General features: G+C 68.3%; 15 protein-coding genes. 10 read left to right on the top strand and 5 right to left on the bottom strand.

All coding sequences use genetic code 11. The features are described from left to right. Positions 1-45 precede the first annotated feature (45 nt). The 3 genes from OHA86_RS10440 to OHA86_RS10430 all read right to left on the bottom strand — a co-directional run bounded on the left by OHA86_RS10440 (position 46) and on the right by OHA86_RS10430 (position 3,448). A complete protein-coding gene (locus OHA86_RS10440) occupies positions 46-1,350 on the bottom strand; it encodes an AlbA family DNA-binding domain-containing protein (RefSeq protein ID WP_329174389.1) in 1,305 nt (434 codons plus the stop codon). A gap of 180 nt (positions 1,351-1,530) precedes the next feature. Then, positions 1,531-2,010 carry an SAM-dependent methyltransferase gene (locus tag OHA86_RS10435; RefSeq protein WP_329174388.1) on the bottom strand — a complete coding sequence of 160 codons (480 nt, stop codon included), beginning with the start codon at positions 2,008-2,010 and terminating at the stop codon, positions 1,531-1,533. Between the two features lie 46 nt (positions 2,011-2,056). Continuing rightward, positions 2,057-3,448: a Tat pathway signal protein gene (locus tag OHA86_RS10430; protein ID WP_329174387.1), complete on the bottom strand. Its 1,392-nt coding sequence runs from the start codon at positions 3,446-3,448 to the stop codon at positions 2,057-2,059. 290 nt (positions 3,449-3,738) lie between these two features. On the opposite strand from OHA86_RS10430, the gene OHA86_RS10425 reads away from it, so the two are divergent. From OHA86_RS10425 to OHA86_RS10415, 3 genes are all read left to right on the top strand, one after another. Then, on the top strand, positions 3,739-4,218 hold the full coding sequence (locus OHA86_RS10425) for an ATP-binding protein (RefSeq protein WP_329174386.1): 480 nt from the start codon (positions 3,739-3,741) through the stop codon (positions 4,216-4,218). A gap of 78 nt (positions 4,219-4,296) precedes the next feature. Next, a complete protein-coding gene (locus tag OHA86_RS10420) occupies positions 4,297-4,821 on the top strand; it encodes a DUF6907 domain-containing protein (protein WP_329174384.1) in 525 nt (174 codons plus the stop codon). Positions 4,822-4,932: 111 nt separating this feature from the next. Continuing rightward, positions 4,933-5,187 carry a helix-turn-helix domain-containing protein gene (locus OHA86_RS10415; protein WP_329174383.1) on the top strand — a complete coding sequence of 85 codons (255 nt, stop codon included), beginning with the start codon at positions 4,933-4,935 and terminating at the stop codon, positions 5,185-5,187. A 175-nt stretch (positions 5,188-5,362) separates the two neighbouring features. Here OHA86_RS10415 and OHA86_RS10410 read toward each other — a convergent pair whose 3' ends face one another. Next, entirely contained in the window at positions 5,363-5,926 is a 564-nt protein-coding gene (locus tag OHA86_RS10410; RefSeq protein ID WP_329174382.1) for a dihydrofolate reductase family protein, read from the bottom strand. Between the two features lie 435 nt (positions 5,927-6,361). Here OHA86_RS10410 and OHA86_RS10405 point away from each other — a divergent pair, with 435 nt between their 5' ends. The 7 genes from OHA86_RS10405 to OHA86_RS10375 all read left to right on the top strand — a co-directional run bounded on the left by OHA86_RS10405 (position 6,362) and on the right by OHA86_RS10375 (position 11,860). Beyond that, positions 6,362-6,520, top strand: coding sequence for a hypothetical protein (locus OHA86_RS10405; protein ID WP_329174380.1), 159 nt, complete (start codon positions 6,362-6,364; stop codon positions 6,518-6,520). A gap of 1 nt (position 6,521) precedes the next feature. Beyond that, positions 6,522-7,553: a hypothetical protein gene (locus OHA86_RS10400; protein WP_329174379.1), complete on the top strand. Its 1,032-nt coding sequence runs from the start codon at positions 6,522-6,524 to the stop codon at positions 7,551-7,553. Continuing rightward, the gene (locus OHA86_RS10395) at positions 7,553-8,257 is read left to right on the top strand and encodes an ATP-binding protein (RefSeq protein ID WP_329174377.1); all 705 of its coding nucleotides are present in this window, start codon (positions 7,553-7,555) and stop codon (positions 8,255-8,257) included. The genes OHA86_RS10400 and OHA86_RS10395 overlap by 1 nt, the downstream gene beginning before the upstream one ends. A gap of 912 nt (positions 8,258-9,169) precedes the next feature. Further along, complete coding sequence (locus tag OHA86_RS10390; protein ID WP_329174376.1) at positions 9,170-9,361, top strand: hypothetical protein; 192 nt, start codon at positions 9,170-9,172, stop codon at positions 9,359-9,361. Positions 9,362-9,540: 179 nt separating this feature from the next. Beyond that, on the top strand, positions 9,541-9,969 hold the full coding sequence (mobC, locus tag OHA86_RS10385; RefSeq protein ID WP_329174374.1) for a plasmid mobilization relaxosome protein MobC: 429 nt from the start codon (positions 9,541-9,543) through the stop codon (positions 9,967-9,969). Then, entirely contained in the window at positions 9,966-11,522 is a 1,557-nt protein-coding gene (locus OHA86_RS10380; RefSeq protein ID WP_329174372.1) for a hypothetical protein, read from the top strand. The genes mobC and OHA86_RS10380 overlap by 4 nt, the downstream gene beginning before the upstream one ends. A 23-nt stretch (positions 11,523-11,545) precedes the next feature. Then, positions 11,546-11,860 (top strand): hypothetical protein, encoded by a 315-nt coding sequence (locus OHA86_RS10375; protein WP_329174370.1) that lies wholly within the window; start codon positions 11,546-11,548, stop codon positions 11,858-11,860. Here the strand turns inward: OHA86_RS10375 and OHA86_RS10370 are convergent. Continuing rightward, positions 11,841-13,910: a Shedu anti-phage system protein SduA domain-containing protein gene (locus OHA86_RS10370; RefSeq protein ID WP_329174369.1), complete on the bottom strand. Its 2,070-nt coding sequence runs from the start codon at positions 13,908-13,910 to the stop codon at positions 11,841-11,843. The genes OHA86_RS10375 and OHA86_RS10370 overlap by 20 nt on opposite strands. Positions 13,911-14,851 lie beyond the last annotated feature (941 nt).

Raw genomic sequence — 14,851 nt, 5'->3', positions numbered from 1 at the left:
TCCGTCCGCGCGGATGGCCTGTGCCGCCGCCAGATTGGGCGCCTTTCAGCCGCGGGTTGCTGCGCGAAGTTTCGCCGTGACGACCCGACCTCGTTCGGAGTAGGGATTCTGGGAAGCGGCCAAGCCGAACAAGGCGTAGATCCGAGACAGCGCCTGGTAGGCATCAATCTCCGGGTCGCCTTGGGCCGTCCACTCCTGATCCCACAGGTCGGTGCTGGCTTGGTGTTGCGGTCCAATCATTGGAAACTCCGGGTTCACGCCCGGGGCCAGCCGTCTTGGCTGTTGTCCGGAGAAACGCACGGCGGTGACTCGGTGCTTCCATGTGCCGCTAATCAGAGGGAACAGGAAACGATCGACCCAGCGGTAATACTCCAAGTTCATCTCGGAGAGCGCGACGACGTTCAGCTGCTCTTTGCCAGCTCGCTGATCCATTGCCCAGCACAACATGTCTTCGGTCGCTGTAGCTGCAGCAATGATGCTGCCGTCAGTGCGGACGTAGAGTGCTCGCCGCGAGTCGCGGAAGAGGAGTCCACCCTCATGGGGCTGCGGAGGCACATAGGCAAAGACGAAGTTGAAGCCCCATTCGCCCCGAAGCGCGTCTTGGTTAACCAAGTTTTCCCGCAATCCGTCGGGACGATGGAGCTGGTCCAGAAAATTATCCGGGGTGCGTGGCGGTGTGGTCTGCCAAAACAGGATGGGGTTATCCTCCCAGTTGAGTAGAGTTTCCAGCTCCTGTCGACCGGAGGTCAGGTCAACACCGGGATTTGCTGCTGCGGACAGTTCTCCCATTCTCGTACGGGATTGCAGGGCCGTGTTGATCAGGTAGTAGATCTCGTTCGGATCTAGGTAGATGGTCTGATCTCCGTGGCGGATGGGGATGCACCAGCCTTCGGTCAGTTTTTCCTTATCGCTCAGAAATTTTCGGACCAGGCTGTATCGGGCCTGCTCGCGCAAAGGCTCGACCTCGATGACGAGGTAGCCATTCCCCTCGTGCGTGTGAGATTCGTACCAGGTGAGATTGACGTTTGCAGGCGGCTGCACTAGCCGATTTATCACGTCCCGGCAGGTTTGCACTTTGGCTTGATCGATCGAAAACGGCATCATCTCATCGGCGACGTCTTTGGCCTCGGTTTCGAGGGCGACGGTGGATATTCCACACACCAGGAGGCCACCTTGTGCATTGGCGAAGGCTGCAACGTCCTTCGCCAAGTCGAACTTTCCCTTGTCTGTCTGCACAGGGTAGGGCGTCCGTTTGAAGTCCAGCCAGGCGTTCTCAGCTGTGCCCTTGATATCTTCTGGACGTCCCTGTGCCAGAGCCGAGACGATAGCCATGCGGCTGAGCTGTGTCATAGCTGAAAAGCCTAACTGGGTCGGTCAGACCGTCTGGTGTATCGGGCGTCGATGCAGGCGCGGCAGAGGTTCGAGCGCCTGTTGTTCTCGGCGCATCTCTGAGGACTGCCCACCGTGCGTCTTGCCCGCCGCAGCAGGCACGAGCAGCCTTGGCTCGCACCACTTGCTTATGCTGCTGCTTCAGTCCCGGTTCGGGGCGAAGTAGTCGGCGAGCATGACGCCAGGCCATTCGGGCTCGTGGATTTCGCCGCGTGGGCCCATTGTGGCGAACCACGGCTTGATGTCCAGGACCGGGGTGCCGTCGACGGCGTCAAGGTCTTCGACGTGGAGGTCGAGTCCGTCGACGTGCAGGAGGCGGCAGCGGGAGACGCCGAGCCAGTTGCGGCGGCGCATGTTGCGATGGCCGAAGATGCCGACGGGGGGCCAGTCGGGATTGTCGCGGGGCCGGCGGGCGCCAGGGTGGAGGTCAGTGGGGTCGGTGAGGTGGAACCGGAAGACGATCTCGAGGTGGCTGAAGTCGGCGAGTCCGGCGGTGGAGTCGGCAGGGAACGAGGGATCGATCCGGATGATGGACCTGGTGCCTCCCCAGTAGTCGTCCGTAGGTTCCTTGCGCCCACCTACGACGTGCGCCAGCGCTGTGACCTCGTACGATTCGCTCACCGTTTCCCCTTTCCCGGCGTTGTGGCCGGGCAGTGTGCCAAGGCTGTCAGGCTACCGGGCGCCCCAGGAACTGGGCCGCCCGCACGTTGAGTTCGGTCACCGCGTCGATACCGCGCTGTCGGAAGGGCGACAGCGCTCGCCGCATGTCGACCACCGTCTGGCGGGTCCGGCCGGAGGTGACGCCCGCCATGGCGTCGAGCGCGCGATTCCAGGTCACGCATGCCTCCTCCACCCGGCCGGTCGTGGCCTGGACGGAGCCCAGATAGCCGAGCGTCACCGCATGGGTGCGGGAGAAGTTGGTGGCGTTGCGGGTGCGGACGCTGCGGCGGAACTCGCGCAGGGCGCCCCTGGTATCGCCGGACGCCTGGAGCGTGCGGGCTGTCTCGTGGGCGAGGCTGGCCTCGCCGAAGAAGAACGTCCGGCCCGGCTCTTCGCGATCAGGGCCGGCCGAGGCAAGGTCGTCCTCGGCGCGCAGCAGGGCTGCGGCGGAGCCGCGCTGATCGCCGGTGTGGGCCAGGGCTCGGGCGTGAACGACCCCGAGAAGTGCTCGTTCGCGCGGGGAGGCGAGCCGGTAGCGGTCGCCCTCCACGGAGGCGGAAGCGATACGCGCGGCTTCCGGGGCGTGCCCGAGTTCGAGGGCCTGATGAGCCATCGCCCGCAGGATGTGGCCGGCGAGCGGAGCGTCCTCGGCCTCGACGGCGAGCTTCACGGCCGTGGTGAAGTACGGCTGTGCCAGTGCGTGCTCATCGTTGTCGAAGGCCATCCATGCGGCCAGGTAGGCCAGTTCCCCGGTAGCGGAGAACATCGCCCGGCGAACGTGGTCGTCGGCGAACGATCCGTTGAGGTAGCTCAGCGCCTCGGTCCGCAGGTATGCCACCACGGCAGTACGTCCGTGCCCACCGCCCCGTTTCTGGTCTATTTGCGAGAAGAACCGCACCATGTCGCGTACGGCCTCCACATCCGCGGCTCCCACGGTAAGCGCGCGACTGCCGCCGACAGGTGCAACCCCTCGCGCGGTGGGCTCCGGCTGCGACGGGGACGGAAGTGCCAGGGCCGCCAGCGAATAGGCCGACCGGCTGAGCAGGCGACGCCGCTCCTCGTCCACTTCCACCCTCCCCAACTCCGCCAAGATCACCAAGGCATCAGTACGCCAGTCAAGAGCACCGACCGCCGTCACGGACGAGTCCGTGAGACCGATCTCGCCCAGCGTGAGATGACGGCCGAGGCGACGTGACAGCGCTTCGCGCAACACTAATGGCGCGTCGCCGGAGGGCACCGTTCCTCCCACCCAGTAGGTCACGTGGGACCGTCCGACGGCCGTGCACGCGCTGATGCCGTTCTCCGTGGCGACGCGCACGACGGCCGCCGCCACCTGCGCGTGCGACCACCCTGTTTGGGCGATGACCTGCGCCAACTTCTCATTGCGGCTACGCGCCATCTTCGCGTCCTCCCGTGCCGGACCGATCTTTCACCACCTTCACCAGCTCACGGGCCTTGACCTCATTCCGTGGCTCTGTGATCGGCGGAACACTCAACGTACCCGCCAACGCCACTGTCCCGGGAGGGAAGAGCATGAGCGTCACTCCCGGCAAGCCGGAAGGAGGATCAGATGTGCGCGAAGAAGCGACTGGCCCTTCTCGACCCGGCAGCACGCCCTCGCAACGGACAGGTCAGCCGGCTCCCTCTTACCGACCGGCCCGACAGACGCACTTGGGGAGTGAGCCCTCAATGACCGCACATTCCCCTGAACGTCTCGCGCAGTGCCCCGCATATGCGGAACCCGTACTCGACGAATTGGCCCTCCGTATCGAGCGTGGACTCAACCGCGACGGCGACACGGTGTCGGAGGACGACGCACTGTGGGTCGGACGACTCCGCCGCATCGGGGCCGCCATGGTGGCGCGCTGGGGATATTCCGGGCTCGTCGAAAGCGCGGAGTTGGTGATCAGCGAACTCGTCACCAACGCCCTGCGGTACGGAGCAGACGACGCGATCGCTTTCAAGCTCATCCTCGTCGCCGATGCGTTCGTGATCGAGGTGGATGACGGTTCGCCTGCTCGGCCGCAGGTCCGTGCGGCGGGGCCGGACGAGGAGAGCGGACGCGGCATGCTCCTGGTCTCGGCTGTGGCGGACGAGTGGGGTGTCAGCCCCGACGGAACGTGCACATGGTGCGTCCTCAAGCTCCCCCAGGCGGGGTCTGCGAGTTGATGAGGTTGGAGAAGGGACACCGCGGGTTGTCATCCCCGGCGCGGGTGGCCGTGGCATCCGCAGCACACCTGTTTTCGTATGGAGACGGAGATCGAGATCAACGAGCAGCAGATACCCCAGGCCCCGCAGCCCGCGGGCTCGCTGGAGCAGCCGAAGCCCTGGAGCACACCGGGTTCGTGGACGATCACCACCACGGCGGGGTTTGCCACGTCCGGTTATCTGCCCGAGTGGGCGGAGGACGATCCGACGGAGGTCGGCGTGCCGTTGGACCTGCTGGCGGCACGGCTGGTCGGCATCAATCACCGGAACTACTTCGAGGGCGCGATGATGCCCCTCACCACCACGGACAGCAGAGACGAGGCCGAGGAGGACGCGGTCTTCGAGGGAAGCATCGACTGCAACCCGTACGACGTGGACCCCCGCTTGCGCGTGCCGGTGGTGAACATCCAGGTCGGTCTGGAGTGCCGAATCCTGGGCCTGGACCCGCAGGAACTCGCGCAGATCGCGTTGAAGTTACGCGCCCAGGCCGATCGGCTCCACGACGAGGTCCTGCCCGCGCTCATTGCCGCCCGCCGAGACTGGGCCACGCGCCAACCGGACTGACTCCTGGCCACGTTCTGCGCTGTCGGCGGGCCACCGATTCCGGGTCCGTCCTGTCATGCCTCTGCGCAACATTATGTCTGTCCACAACGATCACGTCGAGGGGAACTGGGGATGTCCGCACGGCAGCGCACCCGGCCGAGCAGGCTGCACCACGAGCCCGAGGCGGTCACCTGGGCACGGGAGAAATCCGGGCTGACGAAGCGGGCACTGGCTGACCTGGTCGGCATAAGCGAGCAGTTGATGGGCGAGATCGAGTCCGGCTGGCGCAGCGCCACCCCAGCCAACCTGATCAAGATAGCCGAGGCGCTGAACTGCCCGATCGTCGCGTTGGAGTGCAAGCGCGCGACACCGTCACATCGACGTTGAGGAGTCCGCTCACGCTGACGCCCCGACCCGCCGGCCGCCGACGTGGCCACATCCCTGCCCGGACGCGATGGCGGACATCACCACCAGGAAGACCAACTGCCCTCCGCAGCCTTCGATAAGAGGTGGGCGTCACCGCTTCGGGCAGGGCATGCCCAGGGCACGGCGGACGAGCCGGCTAACGCGCCACACGGTGGCGGAGATAGACGACTCCCGAGCCGAAGGTGCGGGTCTCGACGAGTTCGAGATTCACTCGGCGCTCGTGCTGAGGAAAGAGCGGAACGCCGCCGCCGACCAGTACCGGGTAGACCCTGACCCGGTACTCGTCGATCAGGCCCGAGTCGGCAGCCTCGGCAGCGAGATTCGCGCCGCCGATCGCGATGTTGCCTTCGCCCGGTACGGCCCGCAACCGCTCGATCTCCTCCACCAAGCCGCCGGAAGCGAGCTGGGCGTTGCCCTGCACCGCCGAGAGCGTGGTGGAGAACACCACCTTGGGCAGCGCCCTCCAGATCGCGGCGAACTCGCCCGTCGAGAAACCGAGCGCGGGGTCCTGACCGGCGGTCTCCCAGTACAGCATCGACTCGTACAGCCGCCGCCCCAGCAGATGGACGCTGGCCTCCCGCACTTCGTCGGTGGCGAAGCGGAAGACCTCCTCGTCGGGCGGCGCCCAGTCGAAGCCGCCGTCCGGCCCGACGATGTAGCCGTCGAGCGAAACGCTCATCGAACAGGTCACGCTGCGCATCAGAAGTCCTCCTCAGAAAACGGGTCCGACCGTAGGACTGCCGAACACTGCGGAACTCATCGCAGCTCGTGGGATCCCCTGAGCCGAGTCACCATACGAAATCACGTCGTGAGAAAGCCTCACCGCCAGAGGGAGATGTCGTTTTGGCGTCGAGGCGGGCGAAGGGACTCCATCCGCTGGATGGATAGGAGCTTCCCCGCCTACGTTGCTGGTCCGCGCTCGCCCGAATGCACGGCAGGGAAGGGGGAATCGCCGTGGATCCAATGAGGCAGGGCGCGCGATAGCCATCGGGAAGTGCGCCCGGCGCCCGGGAGGTACCAACTCCTGGGCGCCGAGCCGGCACCCGAAGGGCACCGATTCACATCTCGCGGGGCGGCAGCGCCTTCTCTGCACGAGAACCGCCGCACCGCGCTCCTACGAGCAACGGAGTAGCACATGCCCGCCACGCCGAGCGGAAGTCCGGCCTGCCCGGATGCCGACCTTCCAAGCCGCCTCGCCGACCTGATCCCCAGTGCGGCGTGCCCGCTCAACCTCGACCTGGCCACCGCCCCCCTCATCCGCAGCGGCCTGGTCGCGGCAGGGCGGGGCCGCTGAGGTGCCGAGGATCCGCACGATCAAGCCGGAGCTGTTCATCAACGACCGGTGCAACGAGGTCTCGGTGACCGCGCTGCTGACCTTCATCGGGCTGCTCCCGCAGGCCGACGACTGGGGGCGGTACCGGGACAACGCGGCGATCATCGGGGGCGTGATCTGGCCGCAGCGCGCCGAGCACACCGCCGTGCACATCGAGGAGGACCTCATCCAGCTGGCGAATGCCGGACTGATCTGCCGCTACACCGGGTGTGACGGCAAGCGGTACCTGCACATCGTCGGGTGGTTCGAGCACCAGAAGATCGACAAGCCGAGCCAGTCCCGTATGCCGGTCTGTACCGGCCACCACCCCGACCACCGGTGCGGGCCCTGCAACGGCCCCTGCACCCTGCACCCCGAACCCTCGCCGAAGGCTCCCGGAGGGTTCGAGGAGGACTCGCCGAACCCTCCCCGAACCCTCGATCGGCCCGCGCGGCCCGCGTCGACCCCTCCCGCACCCACCCGGGCCACCTCAGCCCCGGCCTTGGACACCCGCGCCGCCGCCGCGACCACGCGCCAGGGAGGCGTTGGTATAACCGCAGGTCAGGAGGCGTTCTCCGAACCCTCTCCGAAGGCTCCCCGAATACTCTCCGAGGGCTCGGCCCCTGGATCTAGGATCTTGGATCCTGGATCTTTCTTCCCTACGGAGCGCGATGCGCCCGGCGCGGGCAGCGTCTCGGCGAAGCAGCTGATCGGCGAGTACGTCGCCTCGTGCAGCCGGCGGCCCCCCGACGACGTGATCGGGCACCTGGGGCGGATCACCAGGAAGCTGCTGGAAGAGGGCATCACCCCGGAGCACGTGCGGGCCGGGCTGCGGCGGTACGGCGAGATCCAGGGGTACCCGTCGCGGCTGCCGAGCCTCGTCAACGACGCCATGAACGCCCCCGGCGGATCGGGGGCTGGTTTGGCCCGTCCGGGATTCGGGTCTAACGTGCCCGCTCACAGGGCATGGACCAACCCGGTCGATGCCGCCACCGCCTACGCCGAGGAGCTGTGATGCGTACCCGAACCTGCGAACCCCAGCCCCTCGCCGGAGCCGGAACCCTCGATCGCCTCGGCCGGATCCTGGCCGCCCGGAACATCGACCCCGCCGCCGTCACAGCCCCGGACGAGCCGGAGCCGTACTCGCCGCTGGACGCCCTCGCCGCCGGGATGCCGCCGCGCTATCGGAGGGCGAAGGCCGATCACCCCCAGGTCCTGGCCTGGTGCCGGGAGGTCGCCGAACAGGCGGTCGCGCCGGGCATCGGCGCGCGGCGGCAGGTCGCCACCGGACCCAGCCTGCTGATGGCCGGGGTAGTCGGCGCGGGCAAGACCCACCAGGCGTACGGGGCGGTCCGGGTCCTCGTCGGGGCGGGGGTCGGGGTGCCGTGGCGGGCGACGACGGCCGCCGACCTGTACGCCGAACTGCGCCCCCGAGCCGGGGTGGACACCGAGCGGGAGCTGGGGGCCGTGGCCCGGGTGCCGTTGCTGATCCTGGACGACCTCGGCGCGGCGAAGGCCAGCGAGTGGACCGAGGAGATCACCTACCGGCTGGTCAACCGCCGCTACAACTACATCCTCCCGACCCTGATCACCTCCAACTTGGCGATCAAGGATCTCCGTGCGCACGTCGGTGACCGCGTCGCCTCCCGTCTGGCGCAGATGACCACGAGGGTCGAGTTCGCGCCGGTCGACCGCAGACGCACCCGCGCCGCTGCCTGACCCCAGGGCAAGCCGCTCCGCACGGGTCCGACCCGGCGTCCCGCACACGTCCCGACCAGGCACCTCCGCCGACGCCGCTTGCGCGCGGAGAGCGATCGGAGTACGCCCCGCATGCCCAGCACGACAAATACCCCCGCCCACCACCGGTCGCTGGAGGACCAGGACCGGCAGAACCAGGCCGCCTGCTGGTGCCCCGACAACCGCGCCGACCGACCTGACCGCCAAGGTCACGGTCAGTCCGACCACTCCGAGCGGATCGCGGTCACTCCGGCCAACTCTGCCGGTCGGCGGCCCCTCGGGCCGGTCAGGTCAGCGCCGGTCAGCCGGTGACCGCGCCGACCGGCCCGCCCTGGGTGGCCGGGGACCCGCAGGGCCCGGTCAGCCGGTCAGCGACTGGGAACGGTGACCCGGCGGACGACGCCAGGCGCGGTCACCGGCACCGCAAGGATCCCAGTTCGGGCGCCCAGGCCGCTGACCTGCGCGGTCAGCCGGTCACTCGCCCGGCGGTCAGTGACCCTGTGACCGCCCGTCCGGTCAGCCATCCACCGGTCACTGACCGGTCGGTCACCTCGGCGCCGGTCAGTGACCGCGAATCCCGTCGGGCCGGTGACCGGCCGTCTGACCCGGACACCGAGGAGCTGCTGGCGATCGCCCGGTCGGCGGTCAGAGCCGAGGACAAGCTGACCTGGCAGGTCATCGCCCAGGCCATCCGAGGTCAGAAGATCCCGCTGTCCAGCGACACGCTGACCCCCCGATGGCCCAGCTCCGCGAACAGCACGACCACCCCGTCACCACACGCCGGGACTGACCGCACACCACGACGGTGGGTGACCGGGCCGGATAGCACGGCCGGTCACCCATCCAGCGAGCGTCACCGTTCCGACTTCTTTCCAACCACAGGAGAACGCCGCCATGCGCACGACCCCTGCCATCCCAGCCGAAGTGGACACCTGGCTGGCCGTCCTGCACCACAGTTGCCACCTCCACCACGCCGAACCCGGACCCCACCGCATCTGGACGCTGTACCACCCTGTCCCGGCCATGGACCGAGCAGAGAACTTCCTGCATGAGGTCCACCAGCAGGACACGGGGTCGGGCCGGTGACAGCGAACGACTCGGCCGCCACCACCCCGGAACAGGAGCGTGAGGTCAACACGGCCCGTCGGGCAGCAAGTTGTGGGGTAAGCACTGCTTACCCCGCCCCCGCCTCGGAGAGGGCGGGAACTTCCCGTTCACCAGCAGGCCCCGGAGTGCCTGCCGCCGAACGGGACGACGGCCCAGGGGTGCCGTCCGTAGAGAAGGAGCAGCCGCAAAACACCGCAGCCCGCGCCGCCTCCCGCCGACGCCGTCCGCGCCACAGCGCCCAGCGCCGCACCTGCACCAGCCTGCGTTTCAGTGACGCCGAATGGACCGCCGTCCAGCAAGCCGCCGCTATCGCCGACCTCGCCCCCGGCGGCTACGCCGCAGCCGCCACCCTCGCCGCCGCGACCAGCCTCAACCCCACTGCCGCGATCGCGGACTACCGGCGCGGCGTGCAGGAACTCATGGAGTCCAACCGCCAGCTCGCCGCCGTCGGCAACAACCTGAACCAGGTCGCCCACTTCCTCAACGCCGGCGGGCGGGCCGCCACTGATCTGCGGCAGCTCCTGCACCGCATCGACACCGCACTGTCCGGTGTCGACGACGCGGTGGCGTGGCTGGTGCGCCGGTGATCCCCAAGATCCGCTTCGGCACCCGCAGCACGTACGGGCTGGTCCACTACCTGTTCGGTCCCGGCAAACGCGACGAGCACACCGACCAGCACCTCGTCGCGTCCTGGAACGACTTCGCTCCCGACCCCGGCCGCAACCCCCAGCACACCATCGCCCAGCTCGCCGCCCAGCTCGACCAGCCCGTCAAAGCACTCGGCGGCCGGGCACGGGAAAAGACGTTCTGGCACTGCTCGGTCCGCGCAGACCCAGGCGACCGGCACCTCGACGACAACGACTGGGCGGCCATCGCCCGCCGCATCGTGCGCGCCGTCGGCATCGCCCCCGAAGGCGACACCGCCGCCTGCCGATGGGTCGCCGTCCGCCACGCCGACCTGAAGTTCGACAAGCGCAAAGCCCAGGCCGAGGCCCGGCAGATAGAGAAGGACTACGGCCTGCGGCAGCTCAACCCGGGTGACGGCACCGCCGCGAAGAACCCCACGAGCCAGGAACGGTTCAAGGCCGAACGCACCGGACGCGTCGAGACTCCGCGCGAGACGCTGCGCGAAGCCGTCCGCGAGGCCCGCGCCGGAGCCGCTGGCGAAGCCGAGTTCTTCACCCGGCTGAAGGACAAGGGACTGCGGGTCAAACCCACCCTGGGCTCGTCCGGGGACCTCCTCGGCTACGCAGTCGCCCTGCCCGGCGACCGCAACGCCAAGGGTGAACCCATCTGGTTCGCGGGCTCCACCCTGGCCGCCGACCTCTCCCTGCCCCGCATCCGACTCCGCCTCGCAGGCGCCACCCCCGAACAGGACGTATCGCGCACCGACGGCCCGCGGACCAACTGGTCGGCGCCCGCCCGGGGACGCCGAACCGCGTCCGGGATCGCCGAGCGCGCGGTCGTCCTCTTGGACGGCGACGGCGACGGCGGCGAGGGCGCCGCCCAGCTTGTGGGGATCGGCGAAGTCCTGGACGCCGTCGCCCAGACGTCCCCGGCCGCGACCCGCGCCGAGCTGGCCGCCACCGCCCGCTGCTTCGAACGCGCCACCCGCAGCCACATCCGCGCCGAGCAAGCCGACACCCGCGCGCTGCGCTCGGCCGCGCGGGGCATCATCCGGGCCGGCGGGGCGCTGGGGCGGGGTGAGGACGGCGGCGCGACGCCGCCACCTGTCGTCGAGCACGGCCTCGTCGGGCCAGTACACGCGCAGGTGGAGCGAGAATCGTCCGTCGGGTGTGAGCAGCCAGTTGGCCTCGTCGCCGTAGGCGGGGGCCGGGCACCGCAGCGCGAGAACAGGCGACGGAAGCGTGTCTCGTTGGTTGAGCGCTCGGCCGCCGTGCGGCCCCGCTGCGTGGCTGGGGGGGCGGGGGACAGTGGCGGGTGGGGGGCGCGGTGGCCGGTTCGGTGGCGTTCGGCTGCCGGGGGTGTGCGACGCGGCGTACGGGAGCGCCGGTGCGGGCGGTCCGGTACGCCGCGCGCTGGGAGCGGGTGTGCGCCGAGCAGAGGCGGTGGGGGCTGGACGCGGACGCCGACCAGCCGCTGGAACACCTGGACCTGCGCGGCCTGCCGGAGGTGGTAGCCGCCCAGCGGCGGTGGGCCGCCGTGGCACGACGCGCCGTTCGTACCGGGGCTGAGCCCAGTGAGGTGGTCGCCCGCTGGTGGGACCATGCCGCTGCCTGGGAGCGCGAGGAGATCTGGCCGCGCCGGCTGCACCACGTCGCGGGCGGGGATGCCGGGCCGGACTTGGAACGATGGCGGGCGTTCGGCCGTGATGCGGTGACCTTCCCCGAAGTCGTCACCGTCGCCGGGGCGCTGCTGGACCCGGCGACGGCGGAACTGGTGTGGCACGACAGCGGAGCCGGGCGCCCCGGGTTGCATAGCCGCGACGCAAAGCGCCTTACCGATCTTCGACGATGAAGCACGCCCGCTGGTAGAGCTCGTCGAACGTGATGATCTCGACGTCCTGGATCGATGTCCGGTACAGCTCGAAGGAGCTGATCATTTCGGGGTTCACGGCGCCATTGGCCGTGAACTCGCGCAGACTACCGATCACCAAGGCCTGCCGGGGCCTGGTGGTGGACACTTCGACGCCGGTCGGGGTGCCGTCGTCTTCGTAGATGCGGGTGAGGAACTCGTGGGAGATGAGCTGCAGGGCCTTGGAGACGGTCTTCTGCACCTGCGCCACGCCGCCGCCCAGTTCCTTCGATGCCTGGAAAACGCCCGGGCGGTACGGGGTCTTGGCGAGCAGCTCCGTGTCGTGGGTCTTGATCTCGCAGAAGAGCATGCTGCTGATCAGGCCCTTGGACCGCATGATGGCGTCGATGCGTTTCCCAGCTCCGCCGAAGATGTTGGTACCGGTGGTGATGCGTTCCAGTTTGCCGTCGTCGATGGATTCGCAGGCGATGAGGTTGAGTCCGTAGCCGAAGATCCACTGGTTCGCCTCGAAGAAGGCCTGCCAGACCGCTTCCGCCCCGCGTGTCGTCGCCAGGCCCTCCTCCTGCTTGAAGCGGTCCGGATCGGTCAGCAGTCGCTCGAACCTCTGGAGCTGTTCCTTGCGGTTGCTGATCAGCCGGATGTCCTCCTCGGTGAGGCCACCGCCGATCGCGGTCCGGACCGCCCCGAGGACCGCAGTTCGGTCCTGGCCGGTCAGCAGTTGGGTCAGTTGTGCCTCGTCTGCGGCCACGAACTGGAGGGAGTCGCCGGGGGTGTTCAGCCCGGCGCAGCCCTGGAGGAAGTTGATGACCTTCCAGAAGTTCACGTGGACGTCGCCCGTGTCGACGATCGCCTTGACGGCCCGCGTGATCCCGGTGTCGGGCAACATCAGCTCGGCGGAGACCTCTCCTGGCTTCCTCTTGTCCTTCTTCCACAGCTTGATCCTCGGCGTGAAGGTGTCGCCCTTCTTGATGATGGTGACGCTGCACAAGGTGGCCACCCGGGGCCGGTCGTCGAGGACGAAGTCGGTGATCATCCGGCGTGCGCGGGTGTCGTAGAGGTAGTGGAACCCTGTGCTGTCCTGCGAGCTGCGGATCTCCAGGTCGGCGAAGTCCCCGCGCGTTACGTCGAAGGAGGTGGTGGTAAATGGGAGGCGGAGACCGCGGAGGATGGGCGTAGCGGGTGCCACACTCTGGGTCCGCCAGTCCGGCGCGATGTTGGGCAGCGGCCGGCCATCGCCTTCGACCACGAGACCCTGGACGTCGGTGCGTCCGAGCTGGCTGAGCAGGGTCTCCAGTGTCCCCCAGATGACCTCCTTCACCTCCTGGGTGCAGGCGGGCTGGAGCTCGCGCTCCACCGTCAGGACCGCCTCGTAGGTGTCCGCTGTCCAGCTGTCACCAGGTGTGGGGTGGAAGGAGCCGCCGTCGCGGCGCAGCGTCAGGACCGCGGTGCGCAGCAGGTCACGTGCGGTCTCTTCGCCGGCGCAGTCCAGGAAAGCGTAGGTCTGGCCGAGGACCAGGTCGAGCTTGCCCGCATCGTCGTCGTTCAGCGGCAGCGGGACCAACGGCCCTGTGGGCGGTATTCGGACCGGCGTGTAGATGGGGCGGCCGGAGAGGGAGCCGTGGGGACGCAGGCTCCACCCGTCCGGTGCCAGCAGCCGGTTCAGCTCCTCGACCTGCTTCATCGCCTCCCCGACACCGGAGGCGACCTCAGGATGGACGGTTCGTGCCAGGAAATCGAGCAGCACTTCGTCCGGCCCGTCGCACAGCTCCAGCCTCGGGTCCTCGAAGACCCAGTCGTCGTCCAGGTCAGGATTGTTGAGCCGGTGCTGCTGGATGTCAGCACGCACACTGGGGAGCCGGCCGTGATCGGACGAAGACCGGTCCAGGTCGTAGAGGGCCTCCAGGAACGCAACTTCGTCCAGCCTCCCCCACCAAGGCCTCGGCATCCCGCGCAAGTAATCGAAGATGTCGCGCCGCGTCACCGTCGTGATCGACGGCTGCGCATGTGCCGGGGCGGAGTCGCTGGGCGTCATGCGCCCAGAATGGACCGCAGGGCGGTCAGGCGCCGGTCTATCGAGACTTTTCATCTCCCAGACGCGCCGTCGCCCTGCGTACGCAGCAGCTGCTCGCGGAGCTCTGCCAGCTTTACCCGTCCCCGCCTTGCGGGCATTGGCCCCGGCGCGCGACGTTCAGCGACGCGGCCCGTGCCGTCGCCGTTTCACCGCCGCTCCTTCTCGCCTTCACCCTTGGTGTCTCCCGGGCGAGTTCGCCGATCCAGCGCCGCAGTTCCTCGAGCCGGGCCAGCCGCTCCTGCTCCAGCAGCGCGGCGGTGTCGCGCTACCGAGTGGCCGACCAGTCGATCAGCTTCGGCGGCACCCGGGCGATCTCCATGACCGGCCGCAGCCCCGGTGTGGGCGTGCGCGGCTCGGTCGCTAGGGCGTCTCCGCAAAGTCGGTAAGCCAGAGTCGTAGGCAGGCGATGGTGACTATGGCTTGGTAGTGCCGGGCGAGCTTGGCAGAAGGGTCTGCCGCACGATCGGGTGACATCTGAAATGGCTTGCCCTGTAGGGCGGGTGGGAAGGAAGCTGCTGTGCCGAATTCTTATCCGGAAGAGTTCCGTCAGGACGTTGTGCGGGTCGCGAGGAACTCGTGGCCCGGGCATGGCAGTGGAGCGGGTGGATACCGACTTCGGGGTCCATCCGATGAAGTTGTGGAAGTCGATTCACCGGTCGGATGTCGACGATGGGACGTTTCCGGGTGCATTCTGCACAGCGATCGCTGGCCGCAGTTCCGGCCCAGGAAACTCAGCGGGGCGCCCGATCGGCACGTGATGACCGGTTCGATATTAGGTCGGGCGATCGGCGACAATGCGGCCGTCTAGTCATTTTTCGGCCTGATGAAAAAGAATATCCTCGACGTCGCGCCTGGGTCAGGGCACCCGTGAAGAACTGCGACTCGCGATCGCGACCTGAACC

This window comes from Streptomyces sp. NBC_01477 (assembly GCF_036227245.1).
Taxonomy (GTDB): Bacteria; Actinomycetota; Actinomycetes; order Streptomycetales; family Streptomycetaceae; genus Actinacidiphila.
The sequence above is the reverse complement of the archived record's forward strand: the minus strand, read 5'-3'. Positions and strand labels throughout refer to the sequence as shown.